Raw genomic sequence first — 19785 nt, 5'->3', positions numbered from 1 at the left:
TGCTGGGCGTGTGTAGCGGTCAGTCGGAGGTGGTATTTGGTACTGTGTTATCGGGTCGTATGAGCGATGATGGCCTGAGCAGCCAGCTGATGGGCATGATGATCAATACGCTGCCGCTGCGGGTGTCGCTGAGCGGGCAGGATGCGATGAGCTTGCTGGCACAAATTAACGACGACCTGCGTGCTTTGATGCCCTACGAGCAGGTGTCACTGGCCGAGGCGCAGCGCTGTAGCGGCGTAAGTGGTCAGCTGCCCCTGTTCAGCGCGATGCTGAACTATCGCCACTCGGCAACAGAGGAGTCGCAGCTGGAGCAGGATGCCGGATTCAAGGTGATTGCCAGTGAAGAGCGCACCAACTATCCGTTTAACCTCTCGGTGGATGATTTCGGTGATGGCTTTGGCTTTGAGCTTCAGGTAGATAAACGTGCCCCGGCGGCGCGCATAGCACAGTATCTGCAAGTGACCCTGACTCAGGTGTTGGATTTACTGGACAGCCAGAGCAGCACTGCAGTACAGAGTTTGTGTGTGCTGGATGATGCGGAGCGCCAACAGCAATTGCACAGCTGGAATGACACCGCGCTGGATTACCCGCGTGAGCTGTGTATCCACGAGCTGTTTGAACAGCAGGCAGCGGCAACGCCGGAGCAGGTTGCCCTGCGCTTTGGTGAGCAGACCCTGAGTTATGGTGAATTAAATGCCAAAGCCAACCAGCTGGCCCATTATCTGCGTGCAGAGCACAACGTCGGGCCGGATTCGTTAGTGGGTTTATGTGTTGAGCGCTCGCTGGAAATGGTGATCGGGATTTGGGGTATTCTCAAAGCCGGCGGGTCTTATGTGCCACTGGACCCCGAGCTGCCACCAGCGCGCCTGAGCTATCTGGTGGAGGATGCTAATGCCACGGTAGTGTTGAGTACCACTGAGATTGCGGGGCGAGTCAGTCTTGGCGAAGCCAGTATTACCCGACTGGATGAGTTCGATTATAACGCCTATCCGGATACCAATATTGCGGTAAACGACATAGGTCTGAGTGCGCACAACCTGGCCTATACCATTTACACTTCGGGCTCCACCGGGCTGCCAAAAGGCGTGCTGGTCGAGCATCAGGCACTGCATAATCGCATCGACTGGATGGACAACGAATATGGCTGTGGCCCGGACGACCGAATTCTGCAAAAGACCCCCTACAGCTTTGATGTCTCCGTGTGGGAATTCGTCTGGCCTATGCTCAAAGGCGCGGAGCTGGTGATTGCAAAACCGGGCGGTCATAAAGAGCCGGAATACCTCAGTGAGCTGATAGTCGCGACCGGGATCACCAAATTGCACTTTGTCCCCTCTATGCTGGGGGTGATGCTGGAGCATGGCGACCTAGCTCGTTGCACGTCCATCAACCAGGTTTTCTGTAGTGGTGAAGCGCTGCAAATAGGCCATGTTGAACAGTTCAGAGCTTGTTTGCCAAAAGCACAACTACATAATCTGTATGGCCCCACTGAAGCAGCCATCGATGTCAGTTACTGGGATTGCACTCAGCCATACGACAGCAGCGTGCCGATTGGTAAACCCATTCAGAACATTCAGCTAGTGATCCTGGATGAAGCCCTCAACTTGCTGCCACAAGGTGCCTGCGGTGAATTGCACATTGGCGGCGAAGGTCTGGCGCGTGGTTATCATAACCGTCCTGAGCTGACGGCCGAGCGCTTTATCGACAACCCGTTTAAAGATGAGTTACCAAGCGCACGACTATATAAAACCGGCGATCTGGTGCGTTTTAGTAATGACGGCACCATAGAATATATGGGTCGGATGGACCATCAGGTGAAAATTCGCGGCCTGCGCATCGAGCTGGGCGAGATTGAATATCATATTGGTGAGCATAGTGAAGTGGATTCGGCACTGGTAATGGCGTTGTCAGATCCGCAGGGCAACCAGCGTCTGGTGGCTTACGTTAAACCGTGTACCAAGCAACCGGATACGGCAAAGCAGGCATTGACTGAATCGATTGTCACCAAATTGAGTCAGTCACTGGCCGAGTACATGGTACCGAACAGCTTTGTCGTGATTGATGAGTGGCCACAGACACCAAATGGCAAAATTGACCGCAAGGCGCTGCCTGCACCGGAGCAGGCAGATTTAAACGGCGACTATGTGCCGCCGCAGAGCGACACTGAGTGCACGCTTGCGGCAATTTGGGCTGATGTACTTAACCTGCCCATTGAGCAAATCGGTCGTGATGCGAATTTCTTCGCACTGGGTGGCCATTCTTTGTTGGTGATGCAGCTGTTGACCCGGGTGAAACAGCTAGGCTATCAATGCCAGGCACAGGCCCTGTTTAAGGCCAGCAGTCTGAGTGCGATGGCCGCGCATCTCGACGCACAGCCACAGGTTGAGTTTGAATTTAATGTGCCGCAAAACCGTATTCCAGCGCAGGCTGACGCCATCTCACCTGAGATGTTGCCCCTGATTGAGCTAACACAGAACAGTATTGATGCCATCATAACTCAGATACCCGGTGGTGCGGCGAATGTGCAGGATATGTACCCGCTGGCACCGTTGCAAGAAGGGGTGCTGTTTGTCCATACCATGAACCAGCAGCACGACCCGTATGTCAGTATTATGGCGTTTGAGCTGGATGGTCAACAACCGCTGGTTCAGCTCATCGATGAGCTGAACTTTGTGATTAAGCGTCATGATGTGCTGCGTACCGCCATTTTCTGGCGCGGCCGGGAACAGGCAGTACAAGTGGTGTTGCGTGAAGCTGAGCTGCCCGTGACTATGCTGTCACTTGAGCCGGGAAAGGTGAAAGCGCAGTTTGAAGAGTATGTGGCAAATGCGTCTCATGGCTTTGACCTTGAGTCTGCTCCACTGATCCAGTTAATGGTTTCACCGCAGGATCAACAGGGCAAAGTCTACGCACTGCTGAAGTTTCACCACCTGATCACTGACCATGTGTCACTGGAAATACTGCTGGCAGAACTCAGTGCCGAGAACAAGGCTGATTTGCCCGCTCCTTTGCCTTATCGTGAGTTTATAGCCCGCTCCATGGCACAAAGCGCTAAGCTGAATACCGCTGAGTTTTTCTCTGCTCAGCTTGGTGATATCGATACGCCAACTCTGCCATTTGGCCTGGCTCAGGTGACTGGCAAAGGAAATGCGGTGGCAGAGTGCGCAACTGAGCTAAGCCCGGCGTTGTCACAACAGATCCGCGCTTTGTCAAGACGTCTGCAATGCAGTCCGGCAGCGCTGTTCCATCTGGCCTGGGCACAGGTGTTGAGCGCCGGTACGGGCCGCGATGAGGTGGTATTTGGTACTGTGATGTCGGGACGGATGAACGCTATGCCAGGCATTGAGCGTATGATGGGTATGCTGATCAATACCTTACCGCTAAAAGTTAAGCTGGGTCAGCAATCGGCACAGACGGCGCTCCATGAAGTCAACGAGGCGCTCCAGTCGTTACTGCCTTATGAACAAGTCTCGCTGGCCGAAGCGCAAAGTCACAGCGCCATCAGTGGTAACACACCTTTATTCAGTGCCATTCTCAATTATCGCCACACTGAGCAGTCCCAGCCGTCCCCTGAGGCAAGCGCCACTCTGTTGAGTACCCGAGAGAGAACCAACTATCCGTTTGATTTGTCTGTCAATGATCTGGGTGAGCAGGCCAGTTTTACGCTGGATTTCCAGATTGACCAAAGTATTGAAGCAACCCGGATTGCAGCATCAATGGATACCGCACTGAGATCACTGGTCGAGGCATTAGAAAGCAACAGTACACAGCCTGTTGCCACACTGGCCGTGATACCGGCAACCGAGCAAGCGCAGCAAAGTGCATGGCAAAGTAGCGCGGCAAACTATCCGCGAACTGCGTGTATTCATACGTTATTTGAGCAACAAGCTGCGGCAAATCCACAGCAGATTGCCGTGCAGCTCAACGAACAGGTCCTCAGCTATGGTGAGCTAAACGCGCGAGCCAACCAGCTGGCCAGGTATCTGCGTGACGAATACCAGATAAGCGCAGGTTCCTTAGTTGGACTGTGTCTGGGTCGCTCTCTTGAATTAATGGTGGCAACCCTGGCTATTTTAAAAGCGGGTGGGGCGTACGTACCGCTGGACCCGAGTTATCCTGAATCTCGTCTGGCGTATATGCTTGAAGATACCCAGCTGTCAGTGGTGTTGACAGGCAAAGCAGAGCACGACGTGCTGGCGTTTAGCCCGGTTGCTAAGGTTACACTGGATGAGAATAACGCCCTCTGGGCTGATCTGAGTACCGAAAACCTGGATTATCCTGAAGGTTTAACGGCGCAGTCACTGGCCTATGTTATTTATACGTCGGGCTCTACTGGTACGCCTAAAGGGGTTATGACCCCGCACCGTGCAGTCAATCGCCTGGTGTGTGACCCTAACTTCATGACGCTCAATTCAGAGACGGTCTTTTTACAAAGTGCCAATATTGCTTTTGATGCGGCCACTCTGGAAATTTGGGGGCCATTGCTCAACGGTGGACGCTGTGTGCTCTATCCTGACGCCTACCTCTCACTGGCTGGGATCAACAAAGTGTTGGAAACTCGGGGCATTACCGCCATGTGGTTAACCTCCGGGTTGTTCACCGAATGGAGCAAGGCCTGTACTGATCTCAGTACCGGGCCACTGGCGCTACAGCATGTGCTGGCTGGCGGAGATGTGCTGAACCCGCAGGCGGTGATGGCTGTGCAGGCAGCACTACCGAATGTGACAGTGATCAATGGCTACGGCCCGACCGAAAACACCACCTTTACCTGCTGCTATCCGGTACCGGCAAAGCAAGATATCAGTACCGGTGTGCCCATCGGGCGAGGCGTGCAGGGCGATCAGATTTTGATCCTGAGTCCGCAGGGGCGCAAAGTGTCTAACACTGTGGTTGGTGAGTTATGTGTGGGCGGCGATGGCCTGGCGCTTGGCTACCTCAACCAGCCTGAGCTGAGTAAAGCACGGTTTATCGATAACCCGTATGCGGCCGAGCCGGACCAGCCTGCGCACCTGTATCTGACTGGCGATTTGGTGCGCTTCAACGCTGAAGGTCTGATTGAATATGTCGGGCGGGTTGATGATCAAATCAAGATCCGTGGCTTTCGGGTGGAACTGGGCGAGATCGAAAACGCCCTGAATGCAGATGAGCGGGTCGCGCAATCTCTGGTGACTGTCAATAAAGAAAAAGGCGTTATTGTGGCCTATGTTGAGCCCGTTTCTGAAGCGCATCAAGACACGTTGACCGCGCAATTAATGGCAAGTGTATCAGCAAGTCTGCCCCCATACATGGTGCCCTCAGCCTGGAAGCTGGTCGATACCTGGCCACTTACCGCGAACGGCAAAATTGACAGAAAGGCATTACCTGAAGTCGCGCTGACAGCTCTGGCTGATGAGTACATTGCACCGCAAAACGAACTGGAGCAACAGCTGGTCGGGATTGTGGCACGTCTATTGGGCGTGGATGCGGGTGATATCAGTATGTCGGCCAACTTCTTTGACCTTGGGGGACACTCCCTATTGATGATGCGACTGTTGAGTGAGGTGAACACACACTGGCAGGTTGAACTGAGCGTTGGGGATGTCTTTGAATGTCAATATCTTGCCCAGGTGGCAGAGCTTATTCATAGCGAAGTCGCCTTACTATCGGCCTTTGATGACAGTGACATTGATGAGGATGAAGAAGTCCTTGAAATCTGAGCCTATAAAAGCAACCCGACAGGACATTTTCCGGGTTGCTTTTATTTTTTACATTATTGTGAATTTTTTATGTTTTAAGCTGCGATTAACCTGCCAGCTCTATCCTGATACAGATTTTTATAGAGTACCTGTGTCACGCGTTTTTCATATTTCAAATTTATCTTTCTAATTAATCCTTAATTATTGATTGAAAAGGGTTTTTAGTGGCTTCTGTTAAGCTTTGTGAAGAGTGTGGTAGCGCTGTCATTTAGCTTACAAAATTAAACAATTGTGCACATTTACCACCCTTGGAGAAAGTAATTGATATGTTAATATTTGCGCGTGAGCAGCATAGAGAAACACAGATAAACAACAGTGTCGGCTACCGTAGTAAGTGAAGGCCAGATGACACTTATGATCTGTTTCAGGCCCAGTGGCGCCTGGCAGAGTGACTTTTTATTGTATATTTATGGAGATAATTATGAACAATGGTAACAAAGGATTAGGATTTGCGTTAGTGCTGGGTTTATCAGCGGCCCTGACAGGATGTGGCGAAGGTAGTGATGAGCTGGACGAGCAGCTTAGCCATGATGCGAAAATGTCTTTTGTTAACTCGCTGGACTATATGGCTGATTTTCATGCCAAAAAGAGATCTATCAGTTCAGGTTATAGCGGTTTATTTGACAGTGGCAGTGTGGTGTCGGCAGATGTCCCTGCAAAGGAAGTTGGCAAGACATACAGCTACAGCTACAAAGCCATCAACAACATGATCAATCTGGGTGTTAAGGACAGCAACAGCGGCGAGAAGCAAGAGCGCATGAACACCACACTAAAAGATGGTGCCAACTTGTGGGTGATTGCCTGGGAAGCAAACGGAGAAAGGGCTTTGTCTGTGATAGGTAAAAAGCCAGACAATAAAGCGGATGTCTTTAACGTACGTTTGTTTGCCAACGGTAGCTATGACGTCATGGCTGATGGCAGCAAAGTGACAACAACCGAGAAAGGCAAGGTAACTGATTACTACGCTGTCAGCAGCTGTGCAGATGGCCTGCAGGTTGCGGGTAATGCGATAGACCTGTGCAATGGCGACTTTGGTAAGTCTTATTTGCTGGTTGTGGATGCTAACGGTAAGCGGGTTATGGCTACAGAATAATACCGAAAACGCGCAGTGACCAAAGCCACTGCGCGTTTTTAATATTGGTAAATTGACGATTTAAGCCAGTTTACCTTTTACCAGCGGCTGAGACGCCAGTACTTTATGGTCGATACTGAATTTTCCCGCGCCGTATGCAGCCAGCGCCAGGAAGCCACCCGCCATCGCCACGTTTTTGAAGAACATAATAAACTGCATCTGATCCGCCAGGTCGAAGTGGAACAACAGCGCACTTACCAGGCTAAACCCTGCAAATGCAATGGCCGTCAGGCGAGTCAGCAGGCCACCGAGAATCATCAGGCCACCAATGAGTTCAAATGCGATGACCAGAGGGAGCAACTCACCCGGCAATCCACTTGATGCCATGTACTGGGCATTGCCTTCAAAGTACTGAATTTTGTTCATTGCAGCCAGAATAAAAATGGCTGACAGGCCAACACGGGCTAGCAACGCCGCGAGATGAGATAAAGATGTGTTTTGGTCAAATGGTTGAACGAGTTGAATTAGTTTAGTCATTACCGTTTCCTCAAGTTTGTAAAATCAAAGCCAGGGCTTGCGGGAAACGCCCTAAGTTGTTTTCCCCTCAGCCGATATGAAACAGTATAAATTCGTTTTTGGATTTTAAAATTTCTTAAAATCGCATTCTTCGTTCTATAAAAAAGAACTTAACTCCTAAACAAAGATTCCGAGAGTAAAAAGTCAATCACGGCGCGGGTGCGCTGAGGTACCTGTCTTCTTGAGGGATAAACCAAAGAGAAGACCAGCGGCTCACTTTGCAGTTGCTCAAAAATGTGTACCAGTTTGCCCTGCCCGACTTCCTGTTGCACGGTTGACGGCAGCAAAGTGGCCACGCCAAGCCCACTGGCGACCATTTGCTGCAACAAATAGGGAGAGTTACAGCTGTGATACCGCTGCGGGTGGATAATCACAGGTTCATCATTGCGATACAGTATTTGCGCGCCTTGCTCTGCCGTTTGCTTTAGTTCCAGCCAGGGCATGGCCTCCAATTCGTTCACAGTGGTGGGCATGCCGTGCTGCGTTATAAGTGCTGGACTGGCGAATAAAGCAAATCGCTCCTGATGCAGAAGACGGGCAACCAGAGATTCATCCCGAACAAAGCCAATTCGAATGGCCAGGTCAATTTGCTGTTCAATTAAATCGAGCGGATCGTCATCGACAATGAGATCCAGGCTTATTTGTGGGTAGCGCTGTGCCAGTTTATCAAGCTTGGGCAAAATGAATTTATGGGCAATGTCATGATTCATGGTAAGCCTAACCCGCCCACTGGGCTCTGGATCTGTTAGCTGGGCCTCAATATGTTGCAAAATGCCAGTGAGCTGTCGGGCATGTTGCAGCACTTTTTCTCCTTCCTGCGTCAGCTTTAACTGGCGGGTACTGCGTTGCAGCAGGCGCACATTTAATTGCGACTCTAACTGAGAAACCTGCTCACTGATGCGTGAGCGACTGGAGTGCAGACGCCTCGCGGCCGCCGCAAAACTACCACTGTCTATTACTGTGGCGAAGATCGCCAGCAACTTTAGGGAGTTATGATTTATTGTAATCATTTATAGAACGCTCCATTTTGAAATGACCGACTTATGGTAACAATGATTATGCCAGACAATAAACCCATCGACAGTAATCACACTAAGTGGAGATAAAATATGATTGCAGTAACAGGAGCAAATGGGCAGCTGGGTCGTCTGGTAATCGATGCATTATTAAAGCGCGTAGCGGCTTCGCAGATTGTGGCCTTAGTACGCACACCAGAGCAGGCAGACGAACTGGTCCAGCTGGGGGTTGAACTCAGATATGCTGACTATGACAAGCCTGAAACCCTAAATAGTGCGCTTGAAGGGGTAAGTAAGCTATTACTTATATCGGGTAATATGATTGGCGAGCGGGTCAGACAGCACACAGCCGTTATCACCGCTGCGCAACGCGCGGGAGTCACCTTGCTGGCTTATACCAGTATTTTACATGCCGATACGTCGCCTTTGTTGCTCAGTGAAGAGCATCAAGTCACCGAGCAGCTAATCATACAGTCGGGCTTGCCCTATGTGCTGCTGCGTAACGGTTGGTACAACGAAAACTACAGCGGTGGGATTGCTGGTAGCCTTGCCGTCGGAGCCATCACTGGTGCCATGCACGAGGGGCGTATTGCCAGTGCTGCCCGCGCAGATTACGCAGAAGCGGCAGCTGTGGTACTTACTGATCCGGGTCATGTGGGTAAAACCTATGAATTGGCGGGCGATGAGAGCTTCTCTTTGCAGACGTTGGCTGAACAGGCAGCAGAACTCAGTGGCAAAACCCTGCTAACCAATTATGTCTCTGAACAGCAGTATGCAGAGTTTCTGGCGCAGGTAGGTGTGCCGGCCAGGTTTGCTGCGCTGCTGGCTGATGCGGAAATCCAGGCCAATTCGGGCTGGCTGAATGACCAAAGTGGTACATTAAGCACCTTAATTGGCCGACCAACTACGCCAATGCGTGACAGCCTGACACAACACCTCACTGCCTGATGAGCCTGTTACGGGTTTTCTTCTAATAAACTGAGTGACATGCTGGCGACTTTTACACAGTTTCGCCCAGCATGTTTGGCATCGTATAGTGCACCATCGGCCAGGTGTTGGGTGGATTCGAAGCCTTGTTGGCTGATCTCCCGGCTACAGGCAATGCCTACACTGATGGTCAATGGCGTGTCGCCCAGCCTAAGCGTCAGGCTTTGTTGCGCAAAGGCGTTTTGCAGCTTGTTTGCACAGACGACCGCCATGTCGGGTTGCATGTCAAACAGCACCAGACAAAACTCTTCACCACCCCAGCGTGCTAACAGATCGGCACTGCGAAACTGCTTTTTAAGTACCTCTGCAATGCAGCTAATGGCGCGGTCGCCACTTTGATGACCATACCTGTCATTGACACGTTTAAAGTGATCCAGGTCTATCATCATGATGGTGAGGGAGTCGCATTTTCTTTTACTTAGCGGCAATAGTTCATTTAATTGCTTTGCAAGTCCCCGGCGATTGAGCAGTCCGGTCAACAGGTCGTGATTGGCTGCAAATTCCAGCTGCTTAACAAAGCGCCCGGCGCTGAGTAACAGCAAAACAGGCGCACCTGCCAGGATCCCCAACAGTGCTGCAACCCAAGTGTATCCGGCTACCCAGTTGAAGGCCTCACCGATCTGCGGCAGATTACCCAGTGCACCTTGTAATGTATAGAGCACAGAAAATGACACTTCCAGCAATACTACGCCTGCGGTTATTTGTGCAGCCAGAAACTCGTTCTTGTCTTGTCGCGCGTGCTTGTAAAGCACCCAGGCGTAGTGACACCTTACGGCTATCAGCCAGATACCAATGATTGTAATGCGTAGCTCTCGCTCAGGGTATACTGTGGCGGTCAGCCAGGAAGCGAGCAAAACCGGTAAGATAAGCGCGACAATCTTTTGTGTTGACGGGGTACGCTGAACAAATTGCCAGGTGCCTATCAGCCATGCGGAGTGACCTAAAATGAGGAAGCTATTGAAAGTTAAAACCCGCCATTGTACGTCGAGGTTTTGCATGCTCAGCTGCGATAAATAGGCGCATGAAAGTAGCAGCATGGCCATTGACCAGAGCCGGGTGCCGGAAATGGTCTGAGTCATTTTAGAAATCACAAATAGCACTGTTGCACCAGCAAGCGATGCAATCCATAGCGACAACATCAGTGTAAGATCATGAACCTGCATTAACCCGACCTATTGTTCTTCTACATTATTGCCCGTGATTGCCCGCGCTTTGTGGTTGGTTTTAAGCCGCGAGCTAGGGATCTTTAAGTTTCAAGCATAGCATTGTCATACTCAGATGAGCAGACATTGTTCGTATTTCAGCCTTTTACCAGCGTATTGAGGCTATCTCCGTTTTGAGTAATGTAAACAAAGGTAAATAGTGTTTCTCTTTTAACATATTGATATTAGATTATTTATACCTGAGATGCGTATGGACGAGAAGTATCGCAATTAATCTCACTTGATAAAAACCGGCGGAGCAATTAATGTTCCCATAAGTACTTCATTTGTTAATTTATTGATATGTTGAAAGTGTTCACTTACATATTGATGGGCGTCTTTACGTGGTCGTCACTCGCTTTATTGCTGTTTTATGGCAATGTAAGTGCATACTTTGATGCGCAAGGATCGTCGGGCGAGCAGGTGAGTGCGACTTTTAATGTATCTGAGCTGCAGCAGGCGATGACGCATGAACCTGAGTTGGTGACTTCGGGCCCGCAAAACAGCCCTGTCAGATTGCCACAGCATGAATTACAGAGCACTTATTACACCATCAATAAGGAGTCTCAAAACGCCAGAGCCTTCTTTAAATCTGGTACTACGGTACCTTTTGAGCTGCACAATGAAGCTTACCTTGAATTAGACGTCAAAAGTATTCGCCAGTTAGGTATGGGCGATAGCTTTGAGTTTTTGATCCCGCAGACACAGGAAAAAGTGTGCGCAGAAATCGTCGAGATAACACTAACCGAACGAGAAAAACGCTTGATCGGACAGATTAGTAAGCAGCCAGGCGACCACTATCAGGTGCATCTTACCCTGACCGATGAGGTGATCTATGGCCAGATCCAGCTGCCCAGTGGCAACTATGTTTTTGAATCGTACGAGAAGTATGCCTGGGTGGCTGCAAAGCGAAATATCCACTCGACTCCGGCTCGGGTAAAAGAGCAGGCAGCTCGAAGTCACACATCCGGAGTCAGCGTTGCAGATAATGTTGCGAAGCCATCAAACCCTAAAATCGCTCCACCTGGTTTATGATCCTGATCACACCTTGTTGTTAAAATGTTTGCTAATGTGAAAAGTTTGCGTTAATAAAAATGTAATCTAGAGTATATATTCTTGCCTCGAATTTAACGATGGGAGTATATATGAAGTTATCAAGGTTGACTCATATCACAGCTAAAACGGTTGCTGCGGCAGCCATTGTATGGTCTGTTGGTGCACAGGCGCTGCCGCAATGCCCAGAGCCAAGCTGGATTGAGCAAAATTACGCTAAACCTGAGGTACCCAGTGCCGGGTATCGCAATGGGCTAAATCGGTTCATTACCTGGTTGCCGAGCTTTCATATGGTCCACGACGAAGTTGTGGCAGAAGGCAATAGTGTAAAAGTGACAGCAAAGTTTGATTACGGTGCAATTGCACACAAAGACCTGGAATTTGAAACTGTTCGCTTTTATCTGCGCGGGCAGCAAGACAGTAGCTGGCATTATCTGGGTGACGCCGTGACCAATAGTGATGGCAAGGCCAGTGTCACCCTACCAGCAATGAATGCGGGTCAGTACCGTATCTATGCGGCAGTGCCTGCGGATGGAACCGGAGCTGAAGGGTTTGTGACTGTGGTTCAGCCGGATACACCCGCCGTACTTTTCGATATCGATGGTACCTTGACTGAATCAGACGCTGAGCAAATTGGCGACTACACAGGTATTGACCGAGCCGACCAAAAAGAGGGGGCTTACAGTCTGGTACGTCGCTACCTGGATCTGGGATATCAGCCCGTTTACCTGACCGCTCGTGTTTACTGGTACGCCAAAGGGACACGCGATTGGTTAAACTGGATGGGCTTGCCGCGGGGCTTCTTGCGCACTTCTCTTAGCAATGAAACCAGTTTGTTCAGAACGGCTGAGTACAAGATAGAGCAGATCCAACAGCTGCAATCACAGGGCCTGAACATAGTGCGTGCGTACGGAAACGCAAAAACCGATGCTGAAGCCTTTATCCGTGCCGGACTGGGTGCCCAAAATAGCTTCACAATAGGCCCGGATGCCGGACATTACGGTACCACGGCTATCAGTAACAATAACTATTACTCACATATAACCAATGAGGTAGATACCTACCCGGCAGCACAATGTGAGTAAGATAAGTTGGGGCTTACGCGAGAGTAAGCCCTGAATCCTTCTAAATTGGGTTATATAATTCCCAACCTGCCCATTTTGAATCGATATATTGCAGTTACTCTGTACATTTTAAATCAAATATTTATAATTCGCACCCAAGTTCGGGTCAAGACAGACTCGGAAGTCAGTATTTTTGAGATAGAATAATAAGGAAAACTATGAAGCAGTTATCTCTTGTGGCTGGATTAGTCACACTTCTGGCAGGTGCACCTGCAGCGGCACATACTATCAACTTTGATAAAGTTGAAGTGGGTTACAAGCGCATTAGTATTGATACTAATTTTCTCGATACGCATACCGGTGTAAACCTGGCGGCAAGCAAGCGCTTTGATAACTACTATGTTGAGGGACGTTATTACAGTGTAAGTGATTCAGAGAGTACCAGTGAGCAATATGGTGAAGAGCACTTTATTAAAGCTAACTATGAGCTAGATATTAGCCAGTTTACGCTTGGTGCGGGTTATATTCACGAATTGGACGAGGTCTCACTGTTTGATGTGAGTTTTCATATTGGCCGCATGGATCTGAAAAATAAGTTGGACGCCACGGAAACGTACAGAACACTGGCATTCCAGTCTAACCGCTCTAATTCTGACGATTTCACCTTGTATCGCTTGCGTGCTCAATATCAGACACGCGTGCTGGAAGATATTGAATTAAGAGCAGGGCTTGGTTATGAAAAAGCCGACGAAGGAGGCAGCGATGGTGACCCGTTGTTCTTTGTTGGTGCAGGCTATCACTTTAACGATATGTTCTCGGTAAATGCAGAATATCGTGATGTTGATGATTACAACACGCTGGACATCAACTTTAGATACAGCTTCTAATCGCGTATTGAGTATAAGCGAAGGCCAGTTATTTGACTGGCCTCACAGTAACCCATTCCGGCTGCCCCCAACAATTTCCCCAATCTGTATACATTGCCAGAGTACACGTCTATAATCCCGCGCGATTTTGCGCGCTAACAGGTAACGATGATCATCTGATGGCGCAGTCAATTTCTAAGGTACATATTAAAAAAGTAAAAATATGAAGCAGTTACCTATTGTGACAGGTATGATCTTTGCGCTTGCAGGCGCACCAGCCATGGCACACAGCATCAATTTTGATAAAGTTGAAGTGGGCTTTAAACGCTTAAGTCACGATGATAGCGGTATTGAGTCTTTCGATACGTATACTGGTGTCAATCTGGTAGTAAGTAAGCGCGTTGATAACCACTACTTTGAGGGGCGTTATTACAGTGTAGGTGGTTCAGGTGGTTCTGGTCATCGGTATGAGAGCGGGCACTCGTATCATTCTCGCTATGAACTGGACATTGACCAGTTTTCACTTGGAGCGGGTTACGTTCACGAATTGGATGAGATCTCTTTGTTTGATGTGAGTTTTCATATTGGCCGGGTGGATCTGAGAAGTGAGTTTGAGGTCACTGAAACATACCTGGCAAGCGTATACCAGTATAATCTCACTGACTCTGGCGATGAAAATATCTACCGTTTGCGTGCTCAGTATCAGACACGCGTGCTGGAAGATATTGAATTAAAAGCTGGGCTTGGTTACGAAAAAATCGACGGAGAAGGCAGCGATGGCAACCCGCTTTTCTTTGTCGGTGCAGGCTACCACTTTAACGATATATTCTCGGTAAATGCAGAATATCGCAATGTTGATGACTACGACACGCTGGACATCAACTTTAGATACAGTTTCTAATCGCGTATTAAAGTACAAGCAAAAGGCCAGACATTTAACTGGCCTTTTTTGATCTCAATAATGAAACGCGTCAGCCTTGTTTTAATTGCACCCGCATACTTATTCCACTAATATTGGAAGAAATCCGGAAACTTTTTGGAGTAATTATGGCAGACAGCAAAAAAACCGAAGTACGCTTTTCCGTTGACGCAGACTATCTGGCACAGCTACAGCAGCGTTTAGGGTTAAAAAAATCCAGCGATCTGACCAAAGTGGCACTGACTTTACTAGACTGGGCCTCAGATGAGGTAGTTCATGACAGAGCGATTTTATCTGCAGATAAGCAAGGAAAGGATGTACACAGATTAGTGATGCCTGAACTCAATAACATCAGCAAATCAAAGCCGAGTGCACACCATTAGGTAAACAGGATGACGGATAACGCACAGGACAGCGACCAAAACCACACACAAACACCATGGCAAAACCTGGACTTAAGCACAGCCCGGGACTCATCGCCTATGGAAGCGCCGGTGTCCGACCCTGAACCACTCACTGGCAAAGAAAAAGCCGGTGTAAACCTCACCTGGGGGATCATCGCGGTCTTAATTGGCTTTCTGCTCATTATTCTCAGCATTTTTGTCTGGGGCGAAATTCGCTTTTTTAACGCCATCACCGCCAATCCAAACAACACTTTAACCGCCGAACAAATGCAGGCCAAACTTGAGCTGCTCACCAACCAGCGCGCCACCTTCCGCGCCTTCTGGTTCGACACCCTCCAGCTGATCATTCTCAACGTACTCTTCCCAACCCTCACCGCACTACTGGGATATGTATTCGGCACCAGCAGGAATAATGGGGGGTAAAGAACGCCCTGGTGCATTGGTTAATATGTTTACTAATGCCTATATTTAATTGCTAAAAAACCTGAAAAAGCGAAAGGGAGCGCTAACCCTTAGTTCTCATGAAAACCCTGGGAGGTTAGCGCTTTTATATGTTCTTTTAAAATAAGGATATTTTTACAGCTGCTTAGTTTGGTGGTGGTTTGGTATGCCATTTTCACAGAGGTTAGCGCAAATCTCCTCAATTTGTTAAGCTGGCTGCGCCTTAGCGATAAGGCAGTCGCGTCCTTCACGGGCGCGTGGATTGAAACTGTTTATTGTTTCAATCTACTTTCCAAACTGAGTGTCTCCCTAGTAGTTATGACCTGTACAGTTATCTCCATGCATTTATGTCTTTCATTTTCATATTCTTAATCGGCCTTGGCCTGAGAAACCGATTCAGAATTTAACTTATATTCTGGAACTAGACATTCTGAAACTAAACAAACCTCGCGACAGCGGGGTTTTTTATGTTTAAGCAAAGGAGGCCAGATCGCTTTCACTTTCTTTTTTGTAACATTTTTTCTGTCTGTTGTTTTCAAGTTGTTGATATTAAATAAAAAATATATTGGGGAGTATGCGTGCGTACATGCCGAAACATCTTTGGCTTGTGTATTTTGCGCTGCTGGGTGATATTTTTGCCCGCTAACACACAATAAAAAGAGGGAAACGCATGAAAAAAACAGCATTAGTGATTGCTATGACAGCTGCATTGGCAGCGCTGGGTGGGTGTTCATCACAAGGTGAACGTGGTACTCAGGTAGCAGCATCGCAGAAGGTGCAGGCGCTTAAATCGGGTATTGAGCAAAGCCATTTTGATACGAGTGTCAGGCCACAGGATGACTTTTTCCAGTATGTAAATGGCAGCTGGCTTGCGAATACAGATATTCCGGCGGATAAGGCATCCTGGGGGAGTTTCGACCGTTTGCGGTTTGAGTCGGATGAGGCGGTAAAAACGCTGATTCACGAAGCGCAGCAACAGTCGGGTAAAGCAGGCAGTAGCGAGCAGAAAATCGGTGATTTGTACGCCAGCTTTATGAATGAACAGGCGCTTGAACAGCTTGGGTACAAACCGTTGCAACCGCTGCTGGCAGACATTGCTGCGATTGATACGTACGATCAGCTCAGTACGCTGATGGGTAAACTGCAAAGGCATCAGATTACAACGCCTTTGGGCGTATTTGTGATACCAGATGGCAAAGATGCACGTTTCAATGCTTTGTATGCGGCGCAAGATGGCATAGGTATGCCAGACAAAGACTATTACAGTAAAGATGATGATAAATCGGTGCAGCTAAGGGCCGACTATCAGAACATGGTGGTGACCATGTTGCGTTTGATTGGTGAGCCAAACCCCGAAGCGCAGGCCAGGGCTGTGCTTGCGGTTGAAACTAAGCTGGCTGATATCATGTGGAGCCGCACCAAAAGCCGCGAAATCAGCCTGATCTACAACCCCCATGACACTGCTGAGTTTGATGCAAAACTGGGTAAACTTAACTGGGATAACGTATCTGCCGGGCTGGGCCTGCCGGCGCAAGATAAAATCATTGTTATGCAGCCAAGCTACTTCGAAGAATTGGGCACATTATTCGACCAAATCTCCCTGGCGGATTGGCAAACCTATCTGAAGTTTCACACAGTCAACAGTTTTGCAGAGTTGCTGAGTGCGCCCTTTGCCGATGCCCGGTTTGCTTTTTACAGCGAGGCATTGCGAGGCGTGACTGAGCAGCAGCCAAGGTGGCAACGTGGTGTGGTTATGACCAATGCAATGTTGGGCGAAGAAGTCGGCAAGCTGTATGTGGCCAGGCACTTTTCGCCTGCGGCAAAGGCCCGCATGGAGACTCTGGTACAGAATCTCATTGCAGCGTACCGAATGAGTATCGATAACCTGGACTGGATGACTGACGAAACCAAAGCTGCGGCGCAGGATAAGCTCACCAAAGTCAGTTATAAAATTGGTTATCCCGATCACTGGCGTTCCTACGATTTTGAGATCAAAGCCGACGATCTGGTTGGTAATGTGATCCGCGCCAGACAACATGAGACAGACTTCCATCTGAGTCAGGTTGGCCAGCCTGTTGATCAGACTAAGTGGGAAATGACACCACAAACAGTGAATGCCTACTATCACCCGCTGAAGAATGAAATTGTATTTCCTGCCGCGATATTGCAGCCGCCGTTTTTTGATATGAGCGTGGATGATGCTGTGAATTACGGTGCCATAGGTGCAGTGATAGGGCATGAACTGGGACACGGGTTTGATGATCAGGGCGCGCAGTTTGATGGTGATGGTAATATACGTAACTGGTGGCAGGACGCCGACCTGGACCAGTTTAAGCAGCGCACCGACGCACTGGTTGCACAGTACGATAGCTATAAACCGTTTGCAGATGCCGCAGTAAATGGTCGCATGACACTGGGCGAGAACATTGGTGATTTAGGTGGCCTGACTGTAGCGTACAAAGCTTACTTACTGTCTCTATCGGGCAAGGACAAAGAAATCATTGACGGTTATACGCCAGAGCAACGCTTTTTTATTGGCTTTGCGCAAAGCTGGAGAACCAAAAAGCGTGAAGCGGCGGCGCGTCAGCGTTTGATCACGGATGTACACTCTCCGGCGCAGTATCGAGCCAATGGTCCTTTATCTAACTTTACGCCTTTCTACGAGGCGTTTGCTGTGAAAGAAGGCGATAAGCTTTTCCGACCACAAAGCGAACGCGTTAAGATCTGGTAGTCTCTAGTCTGGTTTAGACTATTTCCTCAGGCGGCACAGTCGTGTTCGCCTGAGTGATACCGTTTTCCTCACATTTGTGCAAAATCTTCACTGCCCGGGTCGGGCTTCTTTGATTGCAAAACACGACGAGCAACCCGGAATAATACAACCAGCAAAATAAGTTATTTAATTGAAAGCTTTTTGTTACTGTGTTTTTATGCTCATTGAGGGTAAAACATCAATCAGGGTAGGGAAATAATGCATAATAAAAAAAGGTTTTTAGTTTTGGCTGTCGCCGCCGGTGTGCTGAGCGCTTGCTCTATTAATCAAAACCCCGAAGGGTCTTATTCAGGGGATGATCGGGTTAATTTAGGGGGCGCTTCCCAACTGTTGCCAGCCGGCGGTTTCGTTGCGGTTGATTTACCTGCATTAATTGCAGACAAAACACGTAGCGAGTTAACCGCAGAGCTGTATAAGAAGTTAGAAACAAACACAATAACCAAAGGTGGTAAAAAAAAGAAGCTAAACTCCGAGATGCTCGGTTATCTCGAAGCCAATGATTACTGTAGTGCAGACACAGATGCAGATGAAGACGCCTGTATTGCTGAACGCGAAATGCTCAGCTTTGCTGTGCAGCAATATGCCTCTTATGGAGCGGATAAACAGCTGGCGATCAGAAACCGGGTACAGGATAGAATTTTGTCTGCCTCTACTCAGCGTTGTAACTTATACAAGGTCTATCTGAAGCGTATTGAATCCCGAAACAACTTTTGGCTGGGAACGGTGACCACGGTGTTTGGTGGTGCGGGGGCTGTGTTTACCAGTGAAAGCGCTTCCAGGATCCTGGCCGGACTGGCGGGTGTAACGAGCGGGGTGAGGGCTGAATTCAATCAAGCCTACCTGGCCAATCAGGCGACGGAACTGATTGCCAAAGGGATCGACCTGAAAAGGCGTGGCATTAAGGCCGAAATTACACTCAGGCAACAAGAGTCAGATGTCCAGAAATACTCTTTATTTGGCGCGCTCAGCGATGCACTTGAATACCATGGCGCGTGTAATATTCTGACCGGGCTTGAAGTTGCCGGCAAAGCCGTTGATAACCTGGAAGACCCTGATTTCAGTGTGCTCACCAAAAACCTCTATCGTAGTAAACATCTTGAAGAAGTGATGGATGGCACATTACCGGCAAACTTCAGATATGCTGAGCTGGCGAATGAAACACTGGCGGCAGTGCCAGAGAAAACCCCCAGTGATGAATTCAGACGGTTATTCCACTCGGTGCTGATACCAGACACAGACACGCCTATAACCATACAAGTAAACGGCGTGCTTGGTAAGTTAGTCACAGATACCAAGATAAATTCGGCACGGCAGGCAAGTATCATGGCATTAACAGACGCCGGTGGCCAGCCCTGGCTGCCTCAGCTGGATACGCGCTTAACCAAGTACCGGGCTGCTCAATTAGACCGCTTTATGGCGCTGGAACGCAGCTTACTCTTACCCGATGATGGCAAGCTGCACAGTGCTCAGATGCTGAATAAAGAAATTAAGCAAATGGTGCAGGAAGTGCAGCTGGTGAATGAAAAGCTGCAGGCAGGCTTAACACTGCTGGGAGATGCACAATTTGATATTAACGACAATAACAAGATTGCTGAGGTTTATCAGTGGATAAACGACGCTATCCCTGACTAATCGTTTAAGCAGCATGAACAAAAACAGGGCGCTACTTCACGGGCGCCCTGT

Annotated in this window: 14 protein-coding genes; 11 read left to right on the top strand and 3 right to left on the bottom strand. The window is 48.9% G+C overall.

From position 1 onward, the window contains the following. Together NH568_RS20850 and NH568_RS20845 are read left to right on the top strand one after the other, a co-directional pair. A partial coding sequence (locus tag NH568_RS20850) for a non-ribosomal peptide synthetase (RefSeq protein WP_253050555.1) occupies nucleotides 1–5693 on the top strand: 5693 nt, incomplete at its 5' end. A gap of 460 nt (nucleotides 5694–6153) precedes the next feature. Then, entirely contained in the window at nucleotides 6154–6825 is a 672-nt protein-coding gene (locus tag NH568_RS20845; protein WP_253050553.1) for a hypothetical protein, read from the top strand. Nucleotides 6826–6885: 60 nt separating this feature from the next. On the opposite strand, the gene NH568_RS20840 is transcribed toward NH568_RS20845, so the two are convergent. Further along, nucleotides 6886–7341, bottom strand: a complete 456-nt coding sequence (locus tag NH568_RS20840) for a DoxX family protein (RefSeq protein WP_253050551.1) — start codon at nucleotides 7339–7341, stop codon at nucleotides 6886–6888. 149 nt (nucleotides 7342–7490) lie between these two features. Further along, nucleotides 7491–8390, bottom strand: coding sequence for a LysR family transcriptional regulator (locus tag NH568_RS20835; RefSeq protein ID WP_253050549.1), 900 nt, complete (start codon nucleotides 8388–8390; stop codon nucleotides 7491–7493). 99 nt (nucleotides 8391–8489) lie between these two features. Here NH568_RS20835 and NH568_RS20830 point away from each other — a divergent pair, with 99 nt between their 5' ends. After that, nucleotides 8490–9344: an SDR family oxidoreductase gene (locus tag NH568_RS20830; protein WP_253050547.1), complete on the top strand. Its 855-nt coding sequence runs from the start codon at nucleotides 8490–8492 to the stop codon at nucleotides 9342–9344. 8 nt (nucleotides 9345–9352) lie between these two features. On the opposite strand, the gene NH568_RS20825 is transcribed toward NH568_RS20830, so the two are convergent. Next, nucleotides 9353–10546: a GGDEF domain-containing protein gene (locus NH568_RS20825; RefSeq protein WP_253050545.1), complete on the bottom strand. Its 1194-nt coding sequence runs from the start codon at nucleotides 10544–10546 to the stop codon at nucleotides 9353–9355. A gap of 342 nt (nucleotides 10547–10888) precedes the next feature. Between NH568_RS20825 and NH568_RS20820 the strand changes: the two genes are divergently transcribed. The 8 genes from NH568_RS20820 to NH568_RS20785 all read left to right on the top strand — a co-directional run bounded on the left by NH568_RS20820 (nucleotide 10889) and on the right by NH568_RS20785 (nucleotide 19734). After that, nucleotides 10889–11620, top strand: coding sequence for a hypothetical protein (locus NH568_RS20820; protein ID WP_253050543.1), 732 nt, complete (start codon nucleotides 10889–10891; stop codon nucleotides 11618–11620). A gap of 110 nt (nucleotides 11621–11730) precedes the next feature. Further along, a complete protein-coding gene (locus tag NH568_RS20815) occupies nucleotides 11731–12723 on the top strand; it encodes a phosphatidylinositol transfer protein (RefSeq protein WP_253050541.1) in 993 nt (330 codons plus the stop codon). A gap of 197 nt (nucleotides 12724–12920) precedes the next feature. Further along, nucleotides 12921–13589, top strand: a complete 669-nt coding sequence (locus NH568_RS20810; RefSeq protein ID WP_253050539.1) for a hypothetical protein — start codon at nucleotides 12921–12923, stop codon at nucleotides 13587–13589. A 202-nt stretch (nucleotides 13590–13791) separates the two neighbouring features. After that, nucleotides 13792–14469, top strand: coding sequence for a hypothetical protein (locus NH568_RS20805; protein ID WP_253050537.1), 678 nt, complete (start codon nucleotides 13792–13794; stop codon nucleotides 14467–14469). Between the two features lie 146 nt (nucleotides 14470–14615). Further along, nucleotides 14616–14870, top strand: coding sequence for a hypothetical protein (locus NH568_RS20800; RefSeq protein WP_253050535.1), 255 nt, complete (start codon nucleotides 14616–14618; stop codon nucleotides 14868–14870). Between the two features lie 9 nt (nucleotides 14871–14879). Beyond that, nucleotides 14880–15314 carry a hypothetical protein gene (locus NH568_RS20795; RefSeq protein ID WP_253050533.1) on the top strand — a complete coding sequence of 145 codons (435 nt, stop codon included), beginning with the start codon at nucleotides 14880–14882 and terminating at the stop codon, nucleotides 15312–15314. A gap of 688 nt (nucleotides 15315–16002) precedes the next feature. Next, a complete protein-coding gene (locus NH568_RS20790) occupies nucleotides 16003–18063 on the top strand; it encodes a M13 family metallopeptidase (protein ID WP_253050531.1) in 2061 nt (686 codons plus the stop codon). A 237-nt stretch (nucleotides 18064–18300) separates the two neighbouring features. Beyond that, complete coding sequence (locus NH568_RS20785; RefSeq protein WP_253050529.1) at nucleotides 18301–19734, top strand: hypothetical protein; 1434 nt, start codon at nucleotides 18301–18303, stop codon at nucleotides 19732–19734. The last annotated feature ends 51 nt before the right edge of the window (nucleotides 19735–19785 follow it).

Source organism: Pseudoalteromonas sp. XMcav2-N, assembly GCF_024124545.1.
Lineage (GTDB): Bacteria > Pseudomonadota > Gammaproteobacteria > Enterobacterales > Alteromonadaceae > Pseudoalteromonas.
The sequence above is the reverse complement of the archived record's forward strand: the minus strand, read 5'-3'. Positions and strand labels throughout refer to the sequence as shown.

Excerpts from the sequence above, each read along its gene's own strand:
- NH568_RS20845 (WP_253050553.1), top strand. The coding sequence starts at position 6,154 with ATGAACAATGGTAACAAAGGATTAGGATTTGCGTTAGTGCTGGGTTTA.
- NH568_RS20840 (WP_253050551.1), bottom strand. The coding sequence starts at position 7,341 with ATGACTAAACTAATTCAACTCGTTCAACCATTTGACCAAAACACATCT.
- NH568_RS20835 (WP_253050549.1), bottom strand. The coding sequence starts at position 8,390 with ATGATTACAATAAATCATAACTCCCTAAAGTTGCTGGCGATCTTCGCC.
- NH568_RS20830 (WP_253050547.1), top strand. The coding sequence starts at position 8,490 with ATGATTGCAGTAACAGGAGCAAATGGGCAGCTGGGTCGTCTGGTAATC.
- NH568_RS20825 (WP_253050545.1), bottom strand. The coding sequence starts at position 10,546 with ATGCAGGTTCATGATCTTACACTGATGTTGTCGCTATGGATTGCATCG.
- NH568_RS20820 (WP_253050543.1), top strand. The coding sequence starts at position 10,889 with ATGTTGAAAGTGTTCACTTACATATTGATGGGCGTCTTTACGTGGTCG.
- NH568_RS20815 (WP_253050541.1), top strand. The coding sequence starts at position 11,731 with ATGAAGTTATCAAGGTTGACTCATATCACAGCTAAAACGGTTGCTGCG.
- NH568_RS20810 (WP_253050539.1), top strand. The coding sequence starts at position 12,921 with ATGAAGCAGTTATCTCTTGTGGCTGGATTAGTCACACTTCTGGCAGGT.
- NH568_RS20805 (WP_253050537.1), top strand. The coding sequence starts at position 13,792 with ATGAAGCAGTTACCTATTGTGACAGGTATGATCTTTGCGCTTGCAGGC.
- NH568_RS20800 (WP_253050535.1), top strand. The coding sequence starts at position 14,616 with ATGGCAGACAGCAAAAAAACCGAAGTACGCTTTTCCGTTGACGCAGAC.
- NH568_RS20795 (WP_253050533.1), top strand. The coding sequence starts at position 14,880 with ATGACGGATAACGCACAGGACAGCGACCAAAACCACACACAAACACCA.
- NH568_RS20790 (WP_253050531.1), top strand. The coding sequence starts at position 16,003 with ATGAAAAAAACAGCATTAGTGATTGCTATGACAGCTGCATTGGCAGCG.
- NH568_RS20785 (WP_253050529.1), top strand. The coding sequence starts at position 18,301 with ATGCATAATAAAAAAAGGTTTTTAGTTTTGGCTGTCGCCGCCGGTGTG.